Here is a 21863-nt window from a genome sequence, read left to right as displayed (position 1 = left end):
AGGGGTCGATCCCAAGTCATCCCAAGGCTCTGAAAACTCCATCATCAAATTCCACTTCCCCAGACATACAAAAACGCCCCCGACCTTGAGGTCGGGGGCGTTTTTTTGTCAGCTAACTAAATAACTTAGTTACCGGACTTCTTGGCAGCGCGGGTACGCTCGCTTTCGCCCAGGATCTTCTTGCGAAGACGGATGGACTTAGGAGTGACTTCGCACAATTCGTCTTCTTGAACGAATTCCAGAGCTTGTTCCAGGGTGAAACGGATAGGCGGAACCAGAGCGATGGTTTCGTCTTTACCCGAGGCACGCATGTTGTCGAGCTTCTTGCCTTTGGTTGGGTTGACGCCCAGGTCGTTGTCGCGGCTGTTGATGCCGACGATTTGACCTTCGTACACGTCTTCACCGTGACCCAGGAACAGTTTGCCGCGAGCTTGCAGGGTTTCCAGCGAGTAAGTCAGAGCCTTACCGGTAGCTACCGAAACCAGCACGCCGTTCTGACGGCCGGACATGTCGCCGGACTTCATCACGTCGTAACGGTCGAAGATCGAGGTCAGGATGCCTGCACCGGAGGTCAGGGTCAGGAACTCGTTACGGAAACCGATCAAGCCACGAGCCGGGATGTTGTACTCAAGGCGCACACGGCCCTTGCCATCCGGAACCATGTTGGTCAGGTCGCCCTTACGGATACCGATCTGTTCCATGATCGAACCTTGCGATTCTTCTGGCAGGTCGATGGTCACGTTTTCGTACGGTTCGTGCTTCACGCCGTCAACCATACGGATGATCACTTCCGGACGACCAACACCCATTTCGAAGCCTTCGCGACGCATGGTTTCGATCAGTACCGAGAGGTGCAGCTCACCACGGCCGGAGACTTTGAACTTGTCGGCGGTGTCGCCTTCTTCAACGCGCAGGGCAACGTTGTAGAGCAGTTCTTTGTCCAGACGTTCCTTGATGTTACGGGACGTCACGAACTTGCCTTCTTTACCGCAGAAAGGCGAGTCGTTTACCTGGAAGGTCATGGAAACGGTTGGTTCGTCAACGGTCAGCGGCTTCATCGCTTCGACGTTCAGTGGGTCGCACAGAGTGTCGGAGATGAACAGCTGGTCGAAGCCGCTGATGCAGACGATGTCGCCGGCAGCTGCTTCTTCAACGTCGATGCGGTGCAGGCCGTGGTGACCCATCAGCTTCAGGATACGACCGTTACGCTTCTTGCCGTCGGCGTCGATAGCGACAACCGGAGTGTTCGGCTTGATGCGGCCACGAGCGATACGGCCAACGCCGATAACACCCAGGAAGCTGTTGTAGTCCAGAGCGGAGATCTGCATCTGGAACGGACCTTCACGGTCGACTTTCGGCGCAGGTACGTTGTCGACGATCGACTGGTACAGCGGGGTCATGTCTTCAGCCATGTCGGTGTGTTCCAGACCGGCAATGCCGTTCAGGGCCGAGGCGTAGACGACTTTGAAGTCCAGCTGTTCTTCGGTAGCACCGAGGTTGTCGAACAGGTCGAAGATCTGGTCCAGAACCCAGTCCGGACGCGCGCCTGGACGGTCAACCTTGTTGATGACCACGATTGGACGCAGGCCGGCTTCGAAAGCCTTCTTGGTCACGAAACGGGTTTGCGGCATAGGGCCGTCTTGAGCGTCAACCAGCAGCAGAACGGAGTCAACCATCGACATTACGCGTTCAACTTCGCCGCCGAAGTCGGCGTGGCCCGGGGTGTCCACGATGTTGATGTGGTAGCCGTTCCAGTTGATGGCGGTGTTTTTCGCCAGAATGGTAATACCGCGCTCTTTCTCCTGGTCGTTGGAGTCCATCACGCGCTCGTCGTTGAGCTCGTTGCGCTCCAGGGTGCCGGATTGACGCAAGAGTTTGTCTACCAGGGTGGTTTTACCATGGTCAACGTGAGCAATGATGGCGATGTTGCGTAGATTTTCGATCACTTGTGTATCTCGATCAGAGGATTCGGTGTGCTGACAAGTCTTGGCAGCGATTTACAGTAGAGTCAGGCCTTGCCGTTACAGCTTGACGGCAGAGTCGGGGGGCCGGTGACGCAGGCCACAGGCATACAGCCCCGGGCTCTTAGCTCGGTCGATAAACGCGCACATTGGCATGCCCCTCACTGAGCAAATGGTGGGCATGCAGGCGACTCATCACGCCTTTGTCGCAATACAGCAGGTACTGGCGAGTAGGGTCCAGTTCCTTGAAACGAGCGTTCAATGCATAAAACGGCATCGTTTGTACCTCAATGCCATCGAGGCCCAGCGGGTCGTCTTCAGCGGCATCCGGATGACGGATGTCGATGACGATCTGACCAGCCAGCGCTTCGCTGACTTCTTCGATCTGCAAGTCCTGGCCCAATTCGTCGATCACACGATCGATCGGCACCAGTTTGGCGTTCTCGAGCGCACGCTCAAGGACTGCCATGTCGAACTGTTGTTCTTCGTATTCCACGCGCGGACGCTTGGCGTGGGTCTTGGGGTTCACCGAGATGACCCCGCAGTATTCCGGCATGTGCTTGGCGAAGTCGGCAGTGCCGATTTCGTTGGCCAGGTCGATGATGTCCTGCTTGTGACTGGCGATCAGCGGACGCAAGACCAGCTTGTCGGTCACGCAGTCGATCACGGACAGGTTCGGCAGTGTCTGGCTCGACACCTGGGAAATCGCCTCGCCAGTAACCAGCGCTTCGATGTCCAGCCGATCGGCAATACGGGAAGCAGCGCGCAACATCATACGCTTCAAAACTACACCCATATGACTGTTATCGACTTTCCCGAGAATTTCTCCCAGTACTTCCTCGAATGGCACACTCACAAATAACACGCGTTGGGAGCTGCCGTACTTCTTCCAGATGAAGTGCGCGACTTCCATGACGCCCAGTTCATGGGCCCGCCCGCCCAGATTGAAGAAGCAGAAATGGCTCATCAGGCCGCGGCGCATGATCTGGTAAGAGGCAACGGTCGAATCGAAGCCGCCGGACATCAGCACAAGCGTCTGTTCCAGGGCACCCAGCGGATATCCGCCGATGCTGTTGTGCTGGCTGTGGATCACAAACAACCGTTTGTCGCGAATTTCGATGCGAACTTCGATTTCCGGCTCTTTCAGCGAGATTCCGGCAGCGCCGCACTGACGACGCAGTTGGCTGCCGACGTATTTCTCGACGTCCATCGAACTGAATTCATGCTTGCCGGCACGCTTGCAGCGCACCGAAAAGATCTTCCCGGCCAACGCCTCGCCGAAGTGCTGTTTGCACTTGGCAACGATGTCGTCGAAATCGCCCAGCGGGTATTCGTCGACTTGCAGGAAATGCGCGATGCCCGGCATGCAGCTCAGGCGCTCGGTCATCTCCTTCAGGGCCTTGGGCTCGCTGACGCGGGTTTCCAGCTCGAGATTGTCCCACACACCGTTCACCACCACAGCCGGGTCCAGGTCGCGGAGAACGGTACGGATGTTTTTGGCCAACTGGCGGATGAAACGCATCCGTACCGGGCGGCTCTTGATGGTGATCTCGGGGAAGACTTTTACGATTAATTTCATGAAAACAGCGCGCGCAGGCCCAGCCGAAAAAGGGGGGCGCGGATTATAGCGGAAATTGCTCAAGGTTTAACCAGTTAATGTGCAGAAGGTTTTGCGCGCACCAAAACGGGTCATTTAGCGATTTTAACGCTACATTGTAGGGCGAGATTTTCCGCTTACAGACGCTTTGTGCCTTTATAAGCGTGATATTGGGGCAAAAAACCCATGCTGGGGCACTGGCATGCAATTTGCTCCCTTGTGAGGCAGGTTGCCTTGGCAGAGTATTCGCGCCGGCATCACCCACATTCTAAGGGCATCCACTACTAAGCCCGAAGCCACCCGGAGGACACTATGTCGAAGTCGGTTCAACTCATCAAAGATCATGACGTCAAGTGGATTGATCTGCGCTTCACGGACACCAAAGGCACTCAGCACCACGTGACCATGCCGGCTCGCGACGCGCTGGATGAAGCTTTCTTCGAAGAAGGCAAAATGTTCGACGGTTCCTCCATCGCTGGCTGGAAAGGCATCGAAGCTTCCGACATGATCCTGATGCCGGACGATTCCACCGCTGTCCTCGACCCGTTCACCGAAGAGCCAACCCTGATCCTGGTTTGCGACGTGATCGAGCCTTCGACCATGCAAGGCTACGACCGTGACCCACGTGCGATCGCCAAGCGTGCCGAGGAATACCTGAAGTCGACCGGTATCGGTGACACCGTATTCGTTGGCCCGGAGCCAGAGTTCTTCATCTTCGACGAAGTGAAGTTCAAGTCCGACATCTCCGGCTCGATGTTCAAGATCTACTCCGAACAAGGTTCGTGGATGTCCGACCAGGACGTGGAAGGCGGCAACAAAGGCCACCGTCCAGGCGTCAAAGGCGGCTACTTCCCGGTTCCGCCGTTCGACCACGACCACGAAATCCGTACCTCCATGTGCAACGCCATGGAAGAAATGGGCCTGGTCATCGAAGTTCACCACCACGAAGTGGCCACTGCCGGCCAGAACGAAATCGGTGTGAAGTTCAACACCCTGGTGGCCAAGGCTGACGAAGTTCAGACCCTGAAGTACTGCGTACACAACGTTGCTGATGCATACGGCCGCACCGCGACCTTCATGCCTAAGCCGCTGTACGGCGATAACGGTTCGGGTATGCACGTTCACCTGTCCATCGCCAAAGATGGCAAGAACACCTTCGCTGGCGAAGGTTATGCCGGCCTGTCCGACACCGCCCTGTACTTCATCGGCGGCATCATCAAGCACGGTAAGGCCTTGAACGGCTTCACCAACCCGTCGACCAACTCCTACAAGCGTCTGGTCCCAGGTTTCGAAGCTCCAGTGATGCTGGCCTACTCGGCGCGCAACCGTTCCGCTTCGATCCGTATTCCTTACGTGTCCAGCCCTCGCGCTCGCCGTATCGAAGCCCGCTTCCCGGATCCGGCAGCCAACCCGTACCTGGGCTTCGCTGCCCTGTTGATGGCTGGCCTGGACGGCATCCAGAACAAGATCCACCCAGGCGACGCCGCTGACAAAAACCTGTACGACCTGCCGCCTGAAGAGGCGAAAGAGATCCCACAAGTTTGCGGCAGCCTGAAAGAAGCCCTGGAAGAGCTGGACAAAGGTCGTGCGTTCCTGACCAAAGGCGGCGTGTTCTCCGATGACTTCATCGACGCTTACATCGCTCTGAAAAGCGAAGAAGAAATCAAGGTTCGCACCTTCGTACACCCACTGGAATATGAGCTGTACTACAGCTGCTGATCCGGTAGCGCCTGCGCAAGCGGCGTGACAAAAAAGAGGCCTCCTTCGGGAGGTCTTTTTTGTGCCCGCGATTTAGAAACCAACTCAGTACCAATGTGGGACCGGGCTTGCTCGCGAATGCAGTGTGTCAGCTTGCATTGATGGTGACTGACACTCCGCTTTCGCGAGCAAGCCCGCTCCCACAGGGGGGGGTTGTGGTGTTTGAGGGATTTTGGCAATTCATGCCCAAATGTTAACGAGCTGGGTCAATCACCACCCCCTGACCTATGCTGCACCCCAACGCTTTCGTTTCTGGTCGATTTTATGGGTCGTGGTTTTCCTTTGATGTTGCTGTTGATCGCCCTGCCCGCCGCAGCGCAGATCTATAAGTACACCGACGCCTCCGGCAACACCGCCTACAGCAATCAACCGCCCGACGGCGTCAAGGCGCAGCCGGTCGAGTTGCCACCGCTCAACAGCGTTGAGCGTCAGGCGCCTCCTGTCCCGGCTGCCGAAGCCAGCAATCGCGAACAGCCGCGCAGCGCCTACGAGGTGCTGGAGTTGACCGGTCTGCCGACCGACGAAGCCCTGCGCGCCAACAACGGCACGTTCACGGTCAGCGTCATGATCAAACCGCGCCTTCAAGCGCCGCACCTGTTCAGGTTGCTGCTGGACGATCAACCCTACGGGCAATCGAGCAACGTGCCGATCCTGCAACTGGTGAACATCGACCGTGGAGAACACAGCCTGGCGGTGCAGGTGATAGACGGCGAGAACATCGTCCAGCAAAGCCCGACGGTGACGTTCACCGTGCAGCGAGTGCATAAACCATGAGGGTGTGGCTGCTGATCGCCTGCCTGATCGCACTGCCGGTTACAGCCGAGGTCTTCACCTACGTCGACGCTCACGGCAACCGGGTCTACACCGACCGACCAGGCTCAGGCAACGCCAAGCGCGTGCCGCTGGCGACGAGCAATCGCATGTCTGCCAACCCGACTGGCGCGAGCCCCGTGATTGCCGCAAAAAAGAATGAAGAATTGCCGTTGTTCCGCTACGACATGCTCCGCGTGCTGGTCCCGGAACCAGACGCTACGGTCCGTAGCAACGCCGGCGAACTGATCGTCAGCGTTACCAACGAACCCGGCCTGCAACGAGGCCATCGCTACCGATTGCTGCTCGATGGCCAACCTACCGCCGAGCCCGGCCTCAGCCCGGTGTTTGCCCTGAGCAACATCGACCGCGGTAGCCACAACCTGTCCGTGGAAATCCTCGACGAACAAGGCCGCACGGTCGAACGAACAGCCAATCAACCCTTCCAGATGCTGCGCATCTCCCTCGCACAGAAACGCAAGGTCAAGCCCTGCACCCTCACCGACTACGGCCAACGGCCGGAATGTCCGCTCAAAGACAAACCCGAAGAAGAAAAAAATCCCTTCCTGCGTTTCTTCTAACTCCGTTCAGCTTTGCGCACTATATTGGTGCAATAGGTTGCACCGTTCCCACATCTCAACCCATTTTGGTTCGAAAGTACCCGCGAAAGCTGGCAGAACGCCACGCAAACGAGCGTCAAACGCCCGTTTCAGGCTTTAAACGCTTCTTTTCGGAGCCTTGGTTTGGTTTTTGCATTTTCCTAGTATCGGCGCGTTATTCACGCGCATGCCCTGCTCCAAAAGAGGTCCTAAATGACCATCAGTGACGCACTGCATCGTCTGCTTCTCGACAACCTGACCACCGCCACCATCCTGCTCGACGCCGAACTGCGCCTCGAGTACATGAACCCAGCGGCGGAGATGCTCCTGGCCATCAGCGGTCAGCGCAGCCATGGGCAGTTCATCAGTGAGTTGTTCACCGAATCCACCGAAGCGCTGAATTCCCTGCGCCAGGCGGTTGAGCAGGCACACCCGTTCACCAAGCGCGAAGCCATGCTTACCGCGCTCACCGGCCAGACGCTGACCGTCGATTACGCGGTAACACCGATCCTGGCCAACGGCGCCACAATGCTGCTGCTGGAAGTCCATCCTCGCGACCGCTTGCTGCGGATCACCAAGGAAGAGGCGCAGTTGTCGAAGCAAGAGACCAGCAAGATGCTGGTGCGCGGCCTCGCTCACGAAATCAAGAATCCGCTGGGCGGGATTCGCGGCGCCGCACAATTGCTCGCCCGCGAACTGCCGGAAGAAAGCCTGCGCGACTACACCAACGTCATCATTGAAGAAGCCGACCGTCTGCGAAACCTCGTCGACCGCATGCTCGGCTCTAACAAACTGCCGTCGCTGGCGATGTGCAACATCCATGAAGTGCTCGAACGCGTCTGTCATCTGGTGGAGGCCGAAAGTCAGGGCTGCATCACTTTGGTGCGCGACTACGATCCAAGCATCCCGGACGTGTTGATCGACCGCGAACAAATGATTCAGGCCGTACTGAACATCGTGCGCAACGCGATGCAGGCCATCAGCAGCCAGAACGAGCTGCGTCTGGGCCGCATCAGTTTGCGCACCCGCGCCATGCGCCAGTTCACCATCGGCCACGTGCGCCATCGCCTGGTGACCAAGATCGAAATCATCGACAACGGTCCCGGCATTCCCGCAGACCTGCAGGAAACCATCTTCTTCCCCATGGTCAGCGGTCGTCCGGACGGTACCGGACTGGGCCTGGCCATTACCCAGAACATCATCAGCCAGCACCAGGGCCTGATCGAATGTGACAGCCATCCAGGCCACACCACCTTCTCGATCTTTCTGCCACTGGAACAAGGAGCCACATCGACATGAGCCGTAGTGAAACCGTGTGGATCGTCGATGACGACCGTTCTATCCGTTGGGTCCTGGAAAAAGCCTTGCAGCAGGAAGGCATGACCACGCAAAGCTTCGACAGCGCCGATGGCGTGATGAGCCGCCTGGCGCGCCAACAGCCGGACGTGATCATCTCCGACATCCGCATGCCGGGTGCCAGTGGCCTGGACCTTCTGGCGCGGATTCGCGAGCAACACCCACGGTTGCCAGTGATCATCATGACTGCGCACTCCGATCTGGACAGCGCTGTCGCGTCCTATCAGGGCGGCGCGTTTGAGTACCTGCCCAAGCCGTTTGACGTTGACGAAGCGGTGTCGCTGGTCAAACGTGCGAACCAGCATGCTCAGGAACAACAAGGCCTGGAAGTCCCGGTCGCCCTGACCCGCACCCCGGAAATCATCGGCGAAGCGCCAGCGATGCAGGAAGTGTTTCGCGCTATCGGGCGCTTGAGCCACTCCAACATCACCGTGCTGATCAACGGCGAATCCGGTACCGGTAAAGAATTGGTAGCCCACGCCCTGCACCGTCACAGTCCACGGGCGGCGTCGCCGTTCATCGCGCTGAACATGGCGGCGATCCCGAAAGACCTGATGGAATCCGAGTTGTTCGGCCATGAGAAAGGTGCATTCACCGGCGCGGCCAACCTGCGTCGCGGGCGCTTTGAGCAGGCGGACGGTGGCACGCTGTTCCTCGACGAAATCGGCGACATGCCGGCGGACACCCAGACGCGTTTGCTGCGCGTACTGGCCGACGGCGAGTTCTACCGCGTCGGCGGTCATACGCCGGTGAAGGTCGATGTACGGATCATCGCCGCGACTCACCAGAACCTGGAAACCCTGGTGCATGCCGGGAAATTCCGTGAGGACTTGTTCCACCGCCTCAACGTGATCCGCATCCACATCCCACGGCTGTCGGACCGTCGCGAAGACATCCCGACCCTGGCCAAGCACTTCCTCAGCCGCGCTGCGCAAGAACTGGCGGTGGAGCCGAAGCTGCTGAAAAGCGAAACCGAGGAATACCTGAAGAACCTGCCGTGGGGCGGCAACGTGCGTCAGCTGGAGAACACCTGCCGCTGGATCACGGTGATGGCTTCGGGTCGCGAAGTGCACATCAGCGACCTGCCGCCGGAGCTGTTGAGCCTGCCGCAGGATTCGGCGCCGGTGACCAACTGGGAGCAGGCGCTGCGTCAGTGGGCTGACCAGGCGTTGGCTCGCGGCCAGTCGAGCCTGCTCGACAGTGCCGTGCCGGCGTTCGAACGGATCATGATCGAGACCGCACTCAAACACACCGCCGGACGGCGTCGGGATGCTGCGGTTTTGCTGGGTTGGGGGCGTAATACCCTGACGCGCAAGATCAAGGAATTGGGGATGAAGGTTGATGGTGGGGATGATGACGAGGGGGAAGAGGGCTAAGCAGCCTTTAGTTCTTTAACTAACAGTTACATTGCCATCGCGAGCAGGCTCGCTTGTATGTTTAGACTTGAAGGGGTGGGTGGGACTACAGACTCGATTCTGACTCTGACCAGTACAGACTGTGGGAGCGAGCCTGCTCGCGATGGGGCCATTACATCCAACGTTGATGCTGGCTGAACCACCGCTTTCGCGAGCAGGCTCGCCCTACATTTCAGGGTTCCGTGCACCGACTGAATGCACCGTGAACCGCAATCGCGCACAAACACTGATCTCGAAGCCCGCCATTTTTCGCAATCGAACCTCTACCGAAAAAACACGAAAGCCCCGAATTCCGGGGCTTTCAGCATTCCAAAGCAGCTTTCTGTTTCAACTTGTTAAAACCTGGCACGCCCCCTGCAATAGTCCATTCAGTGATTCAGTTCACTACCCGGTTTCGGGGACCTTGGTACAGGCAGGCCGGGGATTCCCCTCTTTACATCGGGCTCACACCGCATAAGCGACGAGCCCCCAGTTTTGGGGCCCTTGATACAGGCAGGTCAGGGGTTCCTTCTTTACACCGGGCTCGACGCCATGCGCGAGCCCTGCCGTTTTGGGGACCTTGGTACAGGCAGGCCGGGGATTCCCTCTTTTATTGCTCCCGGAGATGGATCTCCAGCCGCCAGCGGTCATCGACCTCGCTACCGGTCCACTCGCCCTGCAGTGGCCGGGCGGCCACTACCGTCAGCAACAACCCCCCATCACTCAAGCGCGTCCGCCAGTTCACGACCTTGTCGTTGAGCTTGAGCTGACCTTTCTGCGCCTTGCCTTGCGCCTCGAACAGCAGCGCAAGGCTGCCGTCCACGAACTCGCCATGGGATTTGGGTTCGTTGTTGAACCACACCACCAGCCCATCGTCCGTTACCTCGACCTGTTGCAATTCGCTGGGGTCAGGCGTGGTCAGGCGACCGATCATCAGCCCCACCATCAGTCCGACAATCGCCAGCGAACCCATCACCCGCGGTAATAGTTTCGAACGCGGATCAACGGGCGGCGTAGAATGCCGCTCATCTTTACCTTCGGAGCCGTGCATGTTTCACGTCATCCTTTTCCAACCAGAAATTCCGCCGAATACCGGCAACGTTATCAGGCTGTGCGCCAACAGTGGCTGCCACCTGCATTTGATCGAACCGCTGGGCTTCGAGATGGACGACAAGCGCCTGCGCCGGGCCGGCCTCGACTACCACGAGTATGCCACCCTGCAACGCCACGCGGACCTCGCCAGCTGCCTGGAAAGCCTCGGTCATCCTCGGCTGTTCGCCTTCACCACCAAGGGCTCACGGCCGTTCCACGATGCCAGTTTTGCCGAGGGCGACGCGTTCCTGTTCGGCCCGGAAAGCCGTGGTTTGCCGGCCGAAGTGCTCGATGCACTGCCCGGCGAACAACGCCTGCGTTTGCCGATGCGTGAAGGCTGCCGCAGCCTGAACCTGTCGAACACCGTGGCGGTCGCCGTCTACGAAGGCTGGCGCCAGCTCGGGTTCAAGTAATACCGCATAACAAATGTGGGAGCGGGCTTGCTCGCGAAGGGGCCATAACCTTCAACATCATCGTTGACTGTTACACCGCTTTCGCGAGCAAGCCCGCTCCCACATTGGACTTGCTTTGACTCAGGACCGTTACTGAACGGTCGGAGTCTCGCCAGCCGCCTGCATGCGTTGCAGTTCTTGTGCGTACAGCGCGTCGAAGTTCACCGGAGCCAGCATCAGGGCCGGGAACGAACCGCGGGTCACCAGACTGTCCAGGGTTTCGCGAGCGTACGGGAACAGGATGTTCGGGCAGAACGCGCCGAGGGTGTGGCTCATCGAAGCGTCGTCCAGGTTCTTGATCAGGAAGATGCCGGCCTGTTGCACTTCAGCGATGAACGCCACTTCGTCACCGTTTTTCACGGTCACGGACAGGGTCAGCACGACTTCGTGGAAGTCGCCTTCCAGGGCCTTTTGACGGGTATTCAGATCCAGACCGACGCTCGGTTCCCACTGCTGGCGGAAGATCGCCGGGCTTTTCGGGGCTTCGAACGACAAGTCACGTACGTAGATGCGCTGCAAGGAGAATTGCGGTGCGGTTTCTTCTTCGCTAGCTGCAGTGTTCTGTTGGTCAGTCATCTCAGATCCTTTCTGATCTTGGGGTCTTATAGGGAAGGCGTTCAGGCCTTGAGCATGGCGTCGAGCTTGCCGGCGCGCTCAAGGGCAAACAAATCATCACAGCCACCAATGTGGCGCTCGCCGATCCAGATCTGCGGCACGGACGTACGTCCAGCCTTCTGGGCCATGGCGGCGCGCACCTGCGGCTTGCCATCGACCTTGATCTCTTCGAAGGCCACGCCTTTGTTCTCGAGCAGGTATTTGGCTCGCGAACAGTAAGGGCAGTAATCGCTGGAATAGACGACGACGTTGCTCATATCACTTCACCAGCGGCAGGTTGTCGCCTTTCCAGCTGGAAATACCGCCGGACAGCTTGGCGGCGGTGTAGCCGGATTTCATCAGTTCGCGGGCATGGGTGCCGGCGGTCTGGCCCATGGCATCGACCAGAATGATGGTCTTGGCCTTGTGCTTTTCCAGTTCGGCAATGCGAGCGGTCAGTTTGTCGTGAGGAATATTCAACGCGCCAACAATGTGACCGGCGGCGAAATCCTTGACCGGACGAATGTCGATCACAACGCCCGCGTCCTTGTTGACCAGCCCGGTCAGTTCACCGGTGCTCAGGCTGCGGCCGCCGCCTTGCATCTGATAAGCGATCAGCAACGCCAGCAGTACGACGAAGATACCGACGAGCAGATAGTGGTTAGTGGCGAATTGAATCAGGTTAGCAACCATCGAAGGAGGTTCCAGGGCGTTAAAATGTCGGCCAGTATACACAGCCACTATGGTGGGCCAAACCCCGTCCGGCGGTGACGGCGCAGGAACTTCGCTTTAAACTGCCACTCCCTTTTCCATCGCCCTCTTTTAATTCAGCCACGAGTGGAATCCATGACTACCACGCCTAAACCTTTGGTCCTGATTATTCTCGACGGCTTCGGTCACAGTGAGAGCCCTGAATCCAACGCCGTGTTTGCGGCGAAGAAGCCCGTACTGGACCGTTTGTGGGCCACCGTGCCGAACGGCCTGATTTCGGGCAGCGGCATGGACGTCGGCCTGCCGGACGGCCAGATGGGCAACTCCGAAGTCGGCCACATGAACCTGGGCGCCGGTCGCGTGGTGTATCAAGACTTCACACGCGTGACCAAATCGATCCGCGACGGCGAGTTTTTCGAGAACCCGACCATCTGCGCTGCAGTCGATAAAGCCGTTGCTGCCGGCAAAGCCGTGCACTTCATGGGCCTGCTGTCCGATGGCGGCGTTCACAGCCACCAGGATCACCTGGTTGCCATGGCCGAACTGGCCTTCAAGCGTGGCGCTGAAAAAATCTACTTGCACGCCTTCCTCGACGGCCGCGATACACCGCCGAAAAGCGCCCAGTCGTCCATCGAACTGCTCGATGCGACCTTCCAGGCCCTCGGCAAAGGCCGGATCGCCAGCATCGTTGGCCGCTACTTCGCCATGGACCGTGACAACCGTTGGGACCGCGTGTCCCAGGCCTATAACCTGATTGTCGACGGCAACGGCGAATTCAACGCCGCCACCGCCCAGGAAGGCCTGCAAGCCGCTTACGAGCGTGGCGAGAGCGACGAATTCGTCAAAGCCACCTCCATCGGCGAGCCGGTGAAAGTCGAAGACGGCGACGCCGTGGTCTTCATGAACTTCCGCGCCGACCGCGCCCGTGAACTGACCCGTGTGTTCGTCGAAGACGGTTTCAAGGAGTTCGAACGTGCGCGCCAGCCGAAACTGGCCGGTTTCGTGATGCTGACCCAATACGCTGCCAGCATCCCTGCGCCATCGGCCTTCGCCGCCGGCAGCCTGGACAACGTGCTGGGCGATTACCTGGCGAAAAACGGCAAGACGCAACTGCGCATCGCCGAAACCGAGAAATACGCTCACGTGACCTTCTTCTTCTCCGGCGGTCGCGAAGAACCGTTCCCGGGCGAAGAGCGCATCCTGATCCCGTCGCCGAAAGTCGCCACCTATGACTTGCAGCCTGAGATGAGCGCGCCGGAAGTCACCGACCGCATCGTCGACGCGATCGAAAACCAGCGTTATGACGTCATCGTGGTCAACTACGCCAACGGCGACATGGTCGGCCACAGCGGCGTGTTTGATGCGGCGGTAAAAGCCGTTGAATGCCTGGACCTGTGTGTTGGCCGCATCGTCGATGCGCTGGACAAGGTGGGCGGCGAAGCGCTGATCACCGCCGACCACGGTAACGTCGAGCAGATGTCCGATGAATCCACTGGCCAGGCTCATACCGCTCACACCACCGAGCCGGTGCCGTTCATTTATGTCGGCAAGCGGGACTTCAAGGTTCGCGATGGCGGCGTGCTGGCGGATGTGGCGCCGACCATGCTGATGCTGATGGGGCTTGAGAAACCGGCTGAAATGACCGGTACGTCGATTCTGGTGTAATCAGCCTCTTCGAAAGCCGCAAACCCTGTGGGAGCGGGCTTGCCCGCGATAGCAATCTGACAGCCAACTAATATGTTGAATGTCAGGACACCATCGCGGGCAAGCCCGCTCCCACAGTGGTTTCTGGTGGTTTCAAAGATTAATTGCACCCACTTGCCAGCCCGGTTATCACACAACCCCAATTGGGCGTTTTTTTTGCGGCGCTTGGCGGGCATACTAGGCCGTCCCTTTCCCTGGTGTCGCCCGCCTCTATGCTTCGCGTCCTGATAGCCCTTGCTCTGACTTGCCTGCTCCAACCGGCCTTCGCTGACGAGCGCGCGCAAACCCAACAACAGTTGGACGCCACGCGTCAGGACATTGCCGAGCTGAAAAAGCTGCTGGGCAAGCTCCAGGAAGAAAAATCCGGTGTGCAGAAAGACCTCAAGGGCACCGAGACCGAGATGGGCAAGCTCGAGAAGCAGGTCGAAGCCCTGCAAAAAGAGCTGAAGAAAAGCGAATCCGAGCTGCAGCGACTCGATGCTGAGAAAAAAAAACTCCAGAGCGCGCGCACTGAACAGCAACGACTGATCGCCATCCAGGCCCGTGCGGCCTATCAGAACGGCCGTCAGGAGTACTTGAAGCTGTTGCTGAACCAGCAGAATCCGGAAAAATTCGCCCGCACCCTCACCTATTACGACTACCTGAGCCAGGCCCGCCTGGAGCAGCTGAAGAATTTCAACGAAACCTTGCGCCAACTGGCCAACGTCGAAAAAGACATCGCCTTGCAGCAGGCGCAATTGCTGGTGCAGAAGAGCAGTCTCGACAGCCAGCGCGACGAACTCGACAAGGTTCGCAAGGAGCGCCAGCAAGTCCTGGCCAAGCTGAGCGACGACGTGAAGGCGCGCGATCAGAAGCTGGCCGCCCGCGAGCAGGATCAGGCAGACCTGTCTAAAGTCCTTAAAACCATCGAAGAAACCCTGGCCCGCCAGGCTCGAGAGGCGGAAGAAGCGCGCCAAAAAGCGCTCATCGCCCAGCAGGAAGCCGAAAAAAAGCGTTTACGTGAGGCTCAGGAACAGGCAAACGCCACTGACGCCCCACGCAAACCGGTCAAATCGACACCGGGCGCATTGGTTTCCAGTTCAGGCGAAACCTTTGGCGGCCCTTTTGCTTCAAGCCGGGGAAAACTTCCGTGGCCCGTTGATGGTCGACTGCTTGCGCGCTTCGGTGAATCCCGTGGCGACGATGCCCGCACCAAGTGGGACGGCGTGATGATCAGCGCTTCCGCCGGCAGCCAGGTGCACGCCGTGCATGGCGGTCGCGTGGTGTTCGCCGACTGGCTGCGCGGCGCCGGACTGCTGGTGATTCTCGACCACGGCAACGGCTTTTTGAGTCTTTATGGTCACAACCAGACGCTGCTCAAGTCTGCGGGTGACGTAGTAAAAGCCGGTGAATCCATCTCCACTGTCGGTAACAGTGGCGGGCAGGACACACCAGCGCTGTATTTCGCTATTCGTCAGCAGGGTCACCCGAGTGATCCGGCGCAATGGTGCCGCGCGCAAGGATAGGCGTTGAGTCACCTACATTAGGAGTTCGTTCGACATGCTGCATTTGTCCCGCCTTACCTCGCTGGCCCTGACGATCGCCCTGGTGATCGGCGCGCCTCTGGCGTTCGCCGCTCAACCTGCTCCGGCTGTCGCGCCTGCGGGCACTGCCGCGACCACCAAGGCGCCGTTGCCTCTGGAAGAGTTGCGCACCTTTGCCGAGGTCATGGATCGGATCAAGGCAGCCTATGTCGAGCCGGTAGACGACAAGACCCTGCTGGAAAATGCCATCAAGGGCATGCTCAGCAACCTCGATCCGCACTCCGCCTACCTGGGCCCGGAAGACTTCGCTGAATTGCAGGAAAGCACCAGCGGCGAATTCGGCGGCCTGGGCATCGAAGTCGGCGCCGAAGACGGTTTCATCAAAGTGGTTTCGCCCATCGATGACACCCCTGCGTCCAAGGCTGGCATCCAGGCCGGCGACTTCATCGTCAAGATCAACGGCCAGCCGACTCGCGGCCAGAGCATGACCGAAGCCGTGGACAAGATGCGCGGCAAGATCGGCCAGAAAATCACCCTGACCCTGGTGCGCGATGGCGGTACGCCGTTCGACGTGACCTTGTCCCGCGCGATCATTCAGGTGAAGAGCGTCAAGGCGCAGCTGCTGGAGTCGGGCTACGGCTACATCCGCATCACCCAGTTCCAGGTCAAGACCGGCGAAGAAGTCTCCAAAGCCCTGGCCAAGCTGCGCAAGGACAACGGCAAGAAGCTCAACGGCATCATTCTCGACCTACGCAACAACCCGGGCGGCGTGCTGCAATCAGCGGTGGAAGTGGTCGACCACTTCATCACCAAGGGCCTGATCGTCTACACCAAGGGCCGCATCGCCAACTCCGAGCTGCGCTTCTCTGCCACCGGCAAAGACGAAAGCGAAGCCGTGCCAATGGTTGCGCTGATCAACGGCGGCAGCGCCTCGGCTTCGGAAATTGTCGCCGGCGCCTTGCAGGATCAGAAACGCGCAGTGATCATGGGCACCACCAGTTTCGGCAAAGGCTCGGTACAAACCGTGCTGCCGCTGAACAACGATCGCGCACTGAAGATCACCACGGCGCTGTACTACACGCCGAACGGACGCTCGATCCAGGCCCAGGGCATCGTCCCGGACATCGAAGTGCGCAAGGCCAAGATAACCAGCGAGCAGGACGGCGAGTACTTCAAGGAAGCCGATCTGCAAGGTCACCTGGGTAATGGCAACGGCGGTGCCGACAAACCGACTTCCAGCAGCAAAGCCAAGGCAATGCCACAGGATGATGATTACCAACTGGCCCAGGCGCTGAGCCTGCTCAAAGGGCTGAGCATCACCTCCGGTCGTTGAGGTGCGCCTGCGATGCTTTATCGGCCTGCTGTGTTGTCTGGCGGGTGTTGCCCACGCGATGCCCGCTACACCTGCGCCGCAAAAGGCTTATCTCACGCTGATCATCGATGACCTGGGGCAGAACCTGCCCCGGGATCGTCGCGTGCTGGCCCTGCCCGGCCCGGTCACTGCGGCGATCATGCCCGACACGCCCCACGCCACCGAATTCGCCCGCGAAGCCCATCGCTCCGGCAAGATCGTCATCCTGCACATGCCCATGGATCCGGCCACAGGTCCGTTCGCCTGGCATCCCGAGCTGCCCATCGAAGAACTTGAGAAACGCTTGAACGCGGCGTTCAAAGTCGTGCCTTACACCGCTGGCATCAACAATCACATGGGCAGCCGCATGACCGCTCAGCGACCGGCCATGGCCTGGTTGATGGCGAACTTGCAGCAGCGACACAAGCTCTTCGTTGACAGTCGCACCAGCGCGCAGACGGTTGCGGCGGCCGAGGCGCAGAAGATTGGATTGGCGAGCGTTTCGCGGGATGTGTTCCTGGATGATGAGCCCACGGAAGCGGCGATTTTTACGCAGCTACAGACGGCGATCAGCCTGGCGCGCAAGCAGGGTTCAGCCGTGATGATCGGCCATCCGTATCCGCAGACGCTGGCGGTGCTGGAGCGGGAGTTGCCCAAGCTCAAGGCTCAGGGCATTGAGTGGATCGACATCAAACAGATGATCAGCGTGCGCAGCAATCGCGCAACGGCTGCGCACGGCAAGGATGGCGTGTACCGCTAATCCGCAACAACAAAAAATCACTGAGGGAGCGGGCTTGCTCGCGAAGAGGGTGTGTCAGTCGACATTAATGCTGACTGATACACCGCATTCGCGAGCAAGCCCGCTCCCACAGTGTTTTGTGTTGGGTCAGGTCGGCGTTTGGATTCAGAGATACCGCGCCATGATGTCGTCCACCACGCCTTCCTTGCGCAGCTGATCCAGCGCGGCTTGCAGCTTGGCGACGGTTTCATCCGGCACCTCTTTGTTCAACGCCAGATAGAGTTCGGCGCTATTGAACCGCAACACCGTCTTGAGACCGTTAACGCCTTCCTGACGCGCCAGATAGCGGCCGGCCGGATCGCCCGTGGCCCACAAATCGATCTGACCACTGACCAGTTTCTTCGCGTTGTCCTGATCGCGCAGTACCACAATGGGCTTCAACCCTTGCTTGGCCAGTGTCTCGGCAATCGCATCGCCCTTGTACGCGCCGATCTTGTATTTGCGCGCCTGTTCCAGCGACTCAAGGCTGATCTTGCTGTCAGCCTTGGCCAGCATGATCCAGTCATCCGGGCCGATCGGGCCGACCCACTTGAAGAGCTTCTCGCGGTCCGGCAAACGCGCCATCACGAATACGCCGTAACCGGGCTTCTCTAGGGCGAGTTTGTAGATTCGCTCCCAAGGGAAGCGCAGCGTCAGGCTGTAGGTGATGTCGGCACGCTTGAACATCTCGCGGACGATGTCCACGGCGATGCCGTTGATGTTCTCGTCCTGAGCGAAGTTCTTGCCGTTCTTCGCCATGTTGTACGGCGGGAAATTTTCCGTCAGCAGCACCAGGTCGGTGGCGGGACTTTCTTCAGCGTGGACTCCATTGATGAGCAACAGAGAAGCGCTGGCGAGGGCAAGAAGCAGGCGTTTGATCATGTCGGGCTACCGAAATCCATGGCGTGCCCAAGAGTGCCTTGAGCCCGACACACTGTCTACTGGCCTTTTGATAACAGCCCCATGCAGCTCGTCAAAATAATGGGTATCACCGTCACTGCGGTAGATAGATACCGCACTCCACTCCACCGCATCTGATTAATTGCCAACACCCGGCGACAGGCCGGTTTTTTATATTAATCAGAGACAACGCTCTATGAATTCGATCCCCTTACTTCTTGCCAGCGCTGTGTGCTCACTGTGCATTCCGTGCTTTGCAAACGGCAGCGATTATGGCGAAGGCCTGCAGAACCTGACGCCTTCCGTAGTCCTTGAAAACACCGACGGCTCCCGCGACCACTGGCAAGGCATCGGGCGCCTGACGACCGGCTCAGGCAACTGTACCGCGACCCTCCTGGATACCCGCGATGAACTCGAGCGGCCTGGAACTCCTGCTTACGTGCTCACTGCGGGCCACTGCATTGAATGGACCAATGGCAACATCGTCACAGACAAACCGGTTAACGGCACCCTCATATTCAACTATTTCACTGACAGCACCGCGTTCAAGACCTATCCGCTGAAGTCGACGACATGGCGGAGCATTCAAGGCGTTGATATGGCCATCGTCGAACTGGATGTCAGCCTTCAGAAGCTCATCGAGAATGGTGTACAGCCATTGAAACTGGCGCGTGAAACACCAGCGGACGGGACCGACGTATTGATCGTCGGGGCGCCAAAAGGCTTTGATCAAACCACGTTGCGGATGTCGGCCTGTGCTCTGCAACCGGCGCAGGAAATAGTTGAAGGCGCCTGGGTATGGCGCAACACGTTCATGACACGCTGTCAGGATATCCGGGGAGGCGGATCAGGAAGCCCGCTACTCGATCGCTCCTCCAATGAGATCGTTGGAGTGATCGGGACAGGAAATTTTGATGAAGGCCTTGTTCCATGCCGCGTGCATGCTCCTTGCACACTCGCTGGAGAGGCTTATCAGGCAATACCGGGAAATGTCTACGGCAATCCGACGGCATTTCTCAACGGGTGCTTCTTGGAAGGCCGGATCGCAAAAAACCCGCCGTCGTCTTGCCAACTCTTCCCGGCGTTCACCATCGACAATGACGCTACCACGCTGGAAAGTTATCAACGGGTCAAACATCAGGATGACGGCTCAATTGCCATTCCGACCTGGAACTATCGATTCTCTATCAGCACCGACTTCTATCGCCATAAAACCGTGCGCAAGGCAATGGAGTGCGAGAACCCTCATCACTACAGCGATGTCGAGGGCTCAGCGAATGCCTTCATCAATTCCGAAATAGGGAGTGAACCCGGTCTCTATTTTCTGTGCATTCTCGGATTGGATTCTGCGACGCAAAAACCCGAATCGGGGCTTCTGAAAAATGCACTGTCCCTGCCAGTCGAGATACTGGATAACCAGCCAACCACCCCGCCTGTTCTGTCAATCGTCACCGAAGTTTTTGTGACCCTCGCGAAAACGGAGGAGCCGCACAGGACCTATTCGATAAAATATGGTCCCGCCGCAACAACAGACTGCAATCAACCTGACAAATACAGGAACAACATGGAAATGGATTTCTTCGTTCCAAGCGACAAGCTTCCGGGCAAGCTCTGCTCTATTGCCTACGACAAGTCGGGGCAGGCGTCAGCGCCGAGGGTCGACTTGTTGGGCTCCTCGACAGACACTCACGAAGCGGCGACTCCCATGGCTGAAGTTGCCAACTGACATCGGCCCGGAAGTTTTTTTCCGGACGCGTTATCGCATCACGATGCCGCGATGGGCCATGTAGGCCTTGGCTTCCTGCACGGTGTATTCGCCGAAGTGGAAAATACTCGCCGCCAACACTGCGCTGGCGTGGCCTTCGATAATGCCGTCGGCCAAATGCTGCAGGTTGCCGACGCCACCGGAGGCAATCACCGGGATACCCAGGGCGTCGCTGATGGCGCGTGTAACGCCCAGGTCGAAGCCGTTTTTCATGCCGTCCTGATCCATGCTGGTCAGCAGGATTTCGCCGGCACCGAGGCCTTCCATTTTCTTCGCCCATTCAACGGCGTCGAGACCGGTAGGTTTGCGGCCGCCGTGGGTGAAGATTTCCCAGCGCGGGGTTTCGCCCGGGCCGGAGACTTTCTTGGCGTCAATGGCGACGACGATGCACTGCGAACCGAAATGCTGAGCGGCTTCGCCCACGAATTCCGGGTTGAACACCGCTGCGGTGTTGATCGAGACCTTGTCCGCGCCAGCGTTCAGCAGGTTGCGAATGTCCTGCACGGTGCGCACGCCGCCGCCGACGGTCAGCGGGATGAACACCTGGCTGGCCATGCGCTCGACGGTGTGCAGCGTGGTATCGCGGCCATCGACGCTGGCGGTGATGTCGAGAAAGGTAATCTCGTCGGCACCCTGCTCGTCGTAGCGACGGGCGATTTCCACCGGGTCACCGGCATCACGAATGTTCTCGAACTTCACACCTTTGACGACCCGGCCGTTGTCCACGTCCAGGCAAGGGATGATGCGTTTGGCCAGCGCCATGGTCAGTCCTCAGCCTTTGTACGAATCGCAGAAAGCTTGCGCTTCAGCGACGTCGAGGGTGCCTTCGTAGATCGCCCGGCCGGTGATCGCGCCGATGATGCCGGGCGCCTTGGCGTCGAGCAGCGACTTGATGTCACCCAGATTGTGGATACCGCCGGAAGCGATGACCGGAATGCGTGTGGCAGCAGCCAGCGCAGCGGTGAACGGTACGTTGCAACCCTGCATCATGCCGTCTTTGGCGATGTCGGTATAAACGATCGCGGACACGCCATCGGCTTCAAATTGTTTGGCCAGGTCGATGACCTGAATGGTGCTGATCTCAGCCCAGCCGTCGGTGGCCACGAAGCCGTCTTTGGCGTCCAGACCGACGATCACTTTGCCCGGGAACGCGCGGCAGGCTTCAGCCACGAAGGCCGGGTCTTTCACGGCTTTGGTGCCGATGATCACGTAGCTCACGCCCGCTTTCACGTAGTGCTCGATGGTTTCCAGGGAACGGATACCGCCGCCGATCTGGATCGGCAGGTTCGGGTAGCGCTTGGCAATCGCGGTAACGACTTCGCCGTTGACCGGCTGGCCTTCGAAAGCGCCGTTCAGGTCGACCAGATGCAGACGACGGCAACCGCCCTCCACCCACTTGGCAGCCATGCTCACCGGGTCATCGGAGAACACCGTGGAATCTTCCATGCGGCCCTGGCGCAGACGAACACAGGCACCGTCCTTAAGATCGATAGCGGGAATAATCAGCATCTGGCAAAC

The 21863-nt window shown here is 58.8% G+C and carries 20 protein-coding genes; 11 read left to right on the top strand and 9 right to left on the bottom strand.

The genetic code is table 11. From position 1 onward, the window contains the following. Positions 1-125: 125 nt before the first annotated feature. Together typA and thiI are read right to left on the bottom strand one after the other, a co-directional pair. Positions 126-1946 carry a translational GTPase TypA gene (gene typA, locus ACA060_RS01610; RefSeq protein ID WP_497315020.1) on the bottom strand — a complete coding sequence of 607 codons (1821 nt, stop codon included), beginning with the start codon at positions 1944-1946 and terminating at the stop codon, positions 126-128. Positions 1947-2085: 139 nt separating this feature from the next. Further along, the gene (gene thiI, locus ACA060_RS01605) at positions 2086-3540 is read right to left on the bottom strand and encodes a tRNA uracil 4-sulfurtransferase ThiI (RefSeq protein ID WP_109627489.1); all 1455 of its coding nucleotides are present in this window, start codon (positions 3538-3540) and stop codon (positions 2086-2088) included. Between the two features lie 330 nt (positions 3541-3870). Here thiI and glnA point away from each other — a divergent pair, with 330 nt between their 5' ends. The 5 genes from glnA to ntrC all read left to right on the top strand — a co-directional run bounded on the left by glnA (position 3871) and on the right by ntrC (position 9457). Continuing rightward, positions 3871-5277, top strand: a complete 1407-nt coding sequence (glnA, locus tag ACA060_RS01600) for a glutamate--ammonia ligase (RefSeq protein WP_010464555.1) — start codon at positions 3871-3873, stop codon at positions 5275-5277. 303 nt (positions 5278-5580) lie between these two features. Continuing rightward, positions 5581-6090: a DUF4124 domain-containing protein gene (locus ACA060_RS01595; RefSeq protein ID WP_497315018.1), complete on the top strand. Its 510-nt coding sequence runs from the start codon at positions 5581-5583 to the stop codon at positions 6088-6090. Continuing rightward, positions 6087-6707 (top strand): DUF4124 domain-containing protein, encoded by a 621-nt coding sequence (locus ACA060_RS01590; RefSeq protein ID WP_497315016.1) that lies wholly within the window; start codon positions 6087-6089, stop codon positions 6705-6707. The genes ACA060_RS01595 and ACA060_RS01590 overlap by 4 nt, the downstream gene beginning before the upstream one ends. A gap of 231 nt (positions 6708-6938) precedes the next feature. After that, a complete protein-coding gene (gene glnL / locus ACA060_RS01585) occupies positions 6939-8024 on the top strand; it encodes a nitrogen regulation protein NR(II) (protein WP_109627482.1) in 1086 nt (361 codons plus the stop codon). After that, positions 8021-9457, top strand: a complete 1437-nt coding sequence (gene ntrC, locus ACA060_RS01580; RefSeq protein WP_010464563.1) for a nitrogen regulation protein NR(I) — start codon at positions 8021-8023, stop codon at positions 9455-9457. The genes glnL and ntrC overlap by 4 nt, the downstream gene beginning before the upstream one ends. Before the next feature lie 628 nt (positions 9458-10085). Here the strand turns inward: ntrC and ACA060_RS01575 are convergent. Next, a complete protein-coding gene (locus ACA060_RS01575; protein ID WP_497315014.1) occupies positions 10086-10526 on the bottom strand; it encodes a hypothetical protein in 441 nt (146 codons plus the stop codon). On the opposite strand from ACA060_RS01575, the gene ACA060_RS01570 reads away from it, so the two are divergent. Beyond that, complete coding sequence (locus tag ACA060_RS01570; RefSeq protein ID WP_007949025.1) at positions 10525-10980, top strand: tRNA (cytidine(34)-2'-O)-methyltransferase; 456 nt, start codon at positions 10525-10527, stop codon at positions 10978-10980. The two genes, ACA060_RS01575 and ACA060_RS01570, sit on opposite strands and share 2 nt — an antisense overlap. Positions 10981-11109: 129 nt before the next feature. Here ACA060_RS01570 and secB read toward each other — a convergent pair whose 3' ends face one another. Genes secB through ACA060_RS01555 form a run of 3 tightly spaced genes read right to left on the bottom strand, consistent with a single transcriptional unit; the run spans position 11110 to position 12306 of the window. Continuing rightward, the gene (gene secB / locus ACA060_RS01565; RefSeq protein ID WP_007949026.1) at positions 11110-11595 is read right to left on the bottom strand and encodes a protein-export chaperone SecB; all 486 of its coding nucleotides are present in this window, start codon (positions 11593-11595) and stop codon (positions 11110-11112) included. Positions 11596-11636: 41 nt separating this feature from the next. Beyond that, on the bottom strand, positions 11637-11891 hold the full coding sequence (grxC, locus tag ACA060_RS01560; RefSeq protein WP_010464569.1) for a glutaredoxin 3: 255 nt from the start codon (positions 11889-11891) through the stop codon (positions 11637-11639). Between the two features lies 1 nt (position 11892). After that, complete coding sequence (locus ACA060_RS01555; protein WP_010464571.1) at positions 11893-12306, bottom strand: rhodanese-like domain-containing protein; 414 nt, start codon at positions 12304-12306, stop codon at positions 11893-11895. Between the two features lie 153 nt (positions 12307-12459). Between ACA060_RS01555 and gpmI the strand changes: the two genes are divergently transcribed. The 4 genes from gpmI (at position 12460) to ACA060_RS01535 (ending at position 17662) form a co-directional block, all read left to right on the top strand. After that, positions 12460-13989, top strand: coding sequence for a 2,3-bisphosphoglycerate-independent phosphoglycerate mutase (gene gpmI / locus ACA060_RS01550; RefSeq protein ID WP_497315012.1), 1530 nt, complete (start codon positions 12460-12462; stop codon positions 13987-13989). 251 nt (positions 13990-14240) lie between these two features. Next, entirely contained in the window at positions 14241-15533 is a 1293-nt protein-coding gene (locus tag ACA060_RS01545) for a murein hydrolase activator EnvC family protein (RefSeq protein ID WP_497315010.1), read from the top strand. 34 nt (positions 15534-15567) lie between these two features. After that, complete coding sequence (locus ACA060_RS01540; protein WP_109627473.1) at positions 15568-16884, top strand: S41 family peptidase; 1317 nt, start codon at positions 15568-15570, stop codon at positions 16882-16884. 1 nt (position 16885) lies between these two features. Continuing rightward, positions 16886-17662 (top strand): divergent polysaccharide deacetylase family protein, encoded by a 777-nt coding sequence (locus ACA060_RS01535; protein WP_109627472.1) that lies wholly within the window; start codon positions 16886-16888, stop codon positions 17660-17662. A 144-nt stretch (positions 17663-17806) separates the two neighbouring features. Here ACA060_RS01535 and ACA060_RS01530 read toward each other — a convergent pair whose 3' ends face one another. Then, positions 17807-18562 (bottom strand): substrate-binding periplasmic protein, encoded by a 756-nt coding sequence (locus ACA060_RS01530; protein WP_497315008.1) that lies wholly within the window; start codon positions 18560-18562, stop codon positions 17807-17809. A 214-nt stretch (positions 18563-18776) separates the two neighbouring features. Here ACA060_RS01530 and ACA060_RS01525 point away from each other — a divergent pair, with 214 nt between their 5' ends. Next, positions 18777-20306, top strand: a complete 1530-nt coding sequence (locus tag ACA060_RS01525; protein ID WP_497315006.1) for a trypsin-like serine peptidase — start codon at positions 18777-18779, stop codon at positions 20304-20306. Between the two features lie 30 nt (positions 20307-20336). On the opposite strand, the gene hisF is transcribed toward ACA060_RS01525, so the two are convergent. Both hisF and hisA read right to left on the bottom strand, forming a co-directional pair. Beyond that, on the bottom strand, positions 20337-21107 hold the full coding sequence (hisF, locus tag ACA060_RS01520; RefSeq protein ID WP_007972752.1) for an imidazole glycerol phosphate synthase subunit HisF: 771 nt from the start codon (positions 21105-21107) through the stop codon (positions 20337-20339). A gap of 9 nt (positions 21108-21116) precedes the next feature. After that, positions 21117-21854 carry a 1-(5-phosphoribosyl)-5-[(5-phosphoribosylamino)methylideneamino]imidazole-4-carboxamide isomerase gene (gene hisA / locus ACA060_RS01515; protein WP_010464588.1) on the bottom strand — a complete coding sequence of 246 codons (738 nt, stop codon included), beginning with the start codon at positions 21852-21854 and terminating at the stop codon, positions 21117-21119. Positions 21855-21863: the final 9 nt, after the last annotated feature.

This window comes from Pseudomonas sp. LBUM1671 (genome assembly GCF_059695685.1).
This window is presented reverse-complemented; position numbering and strand designations above follow the sequence as displayed.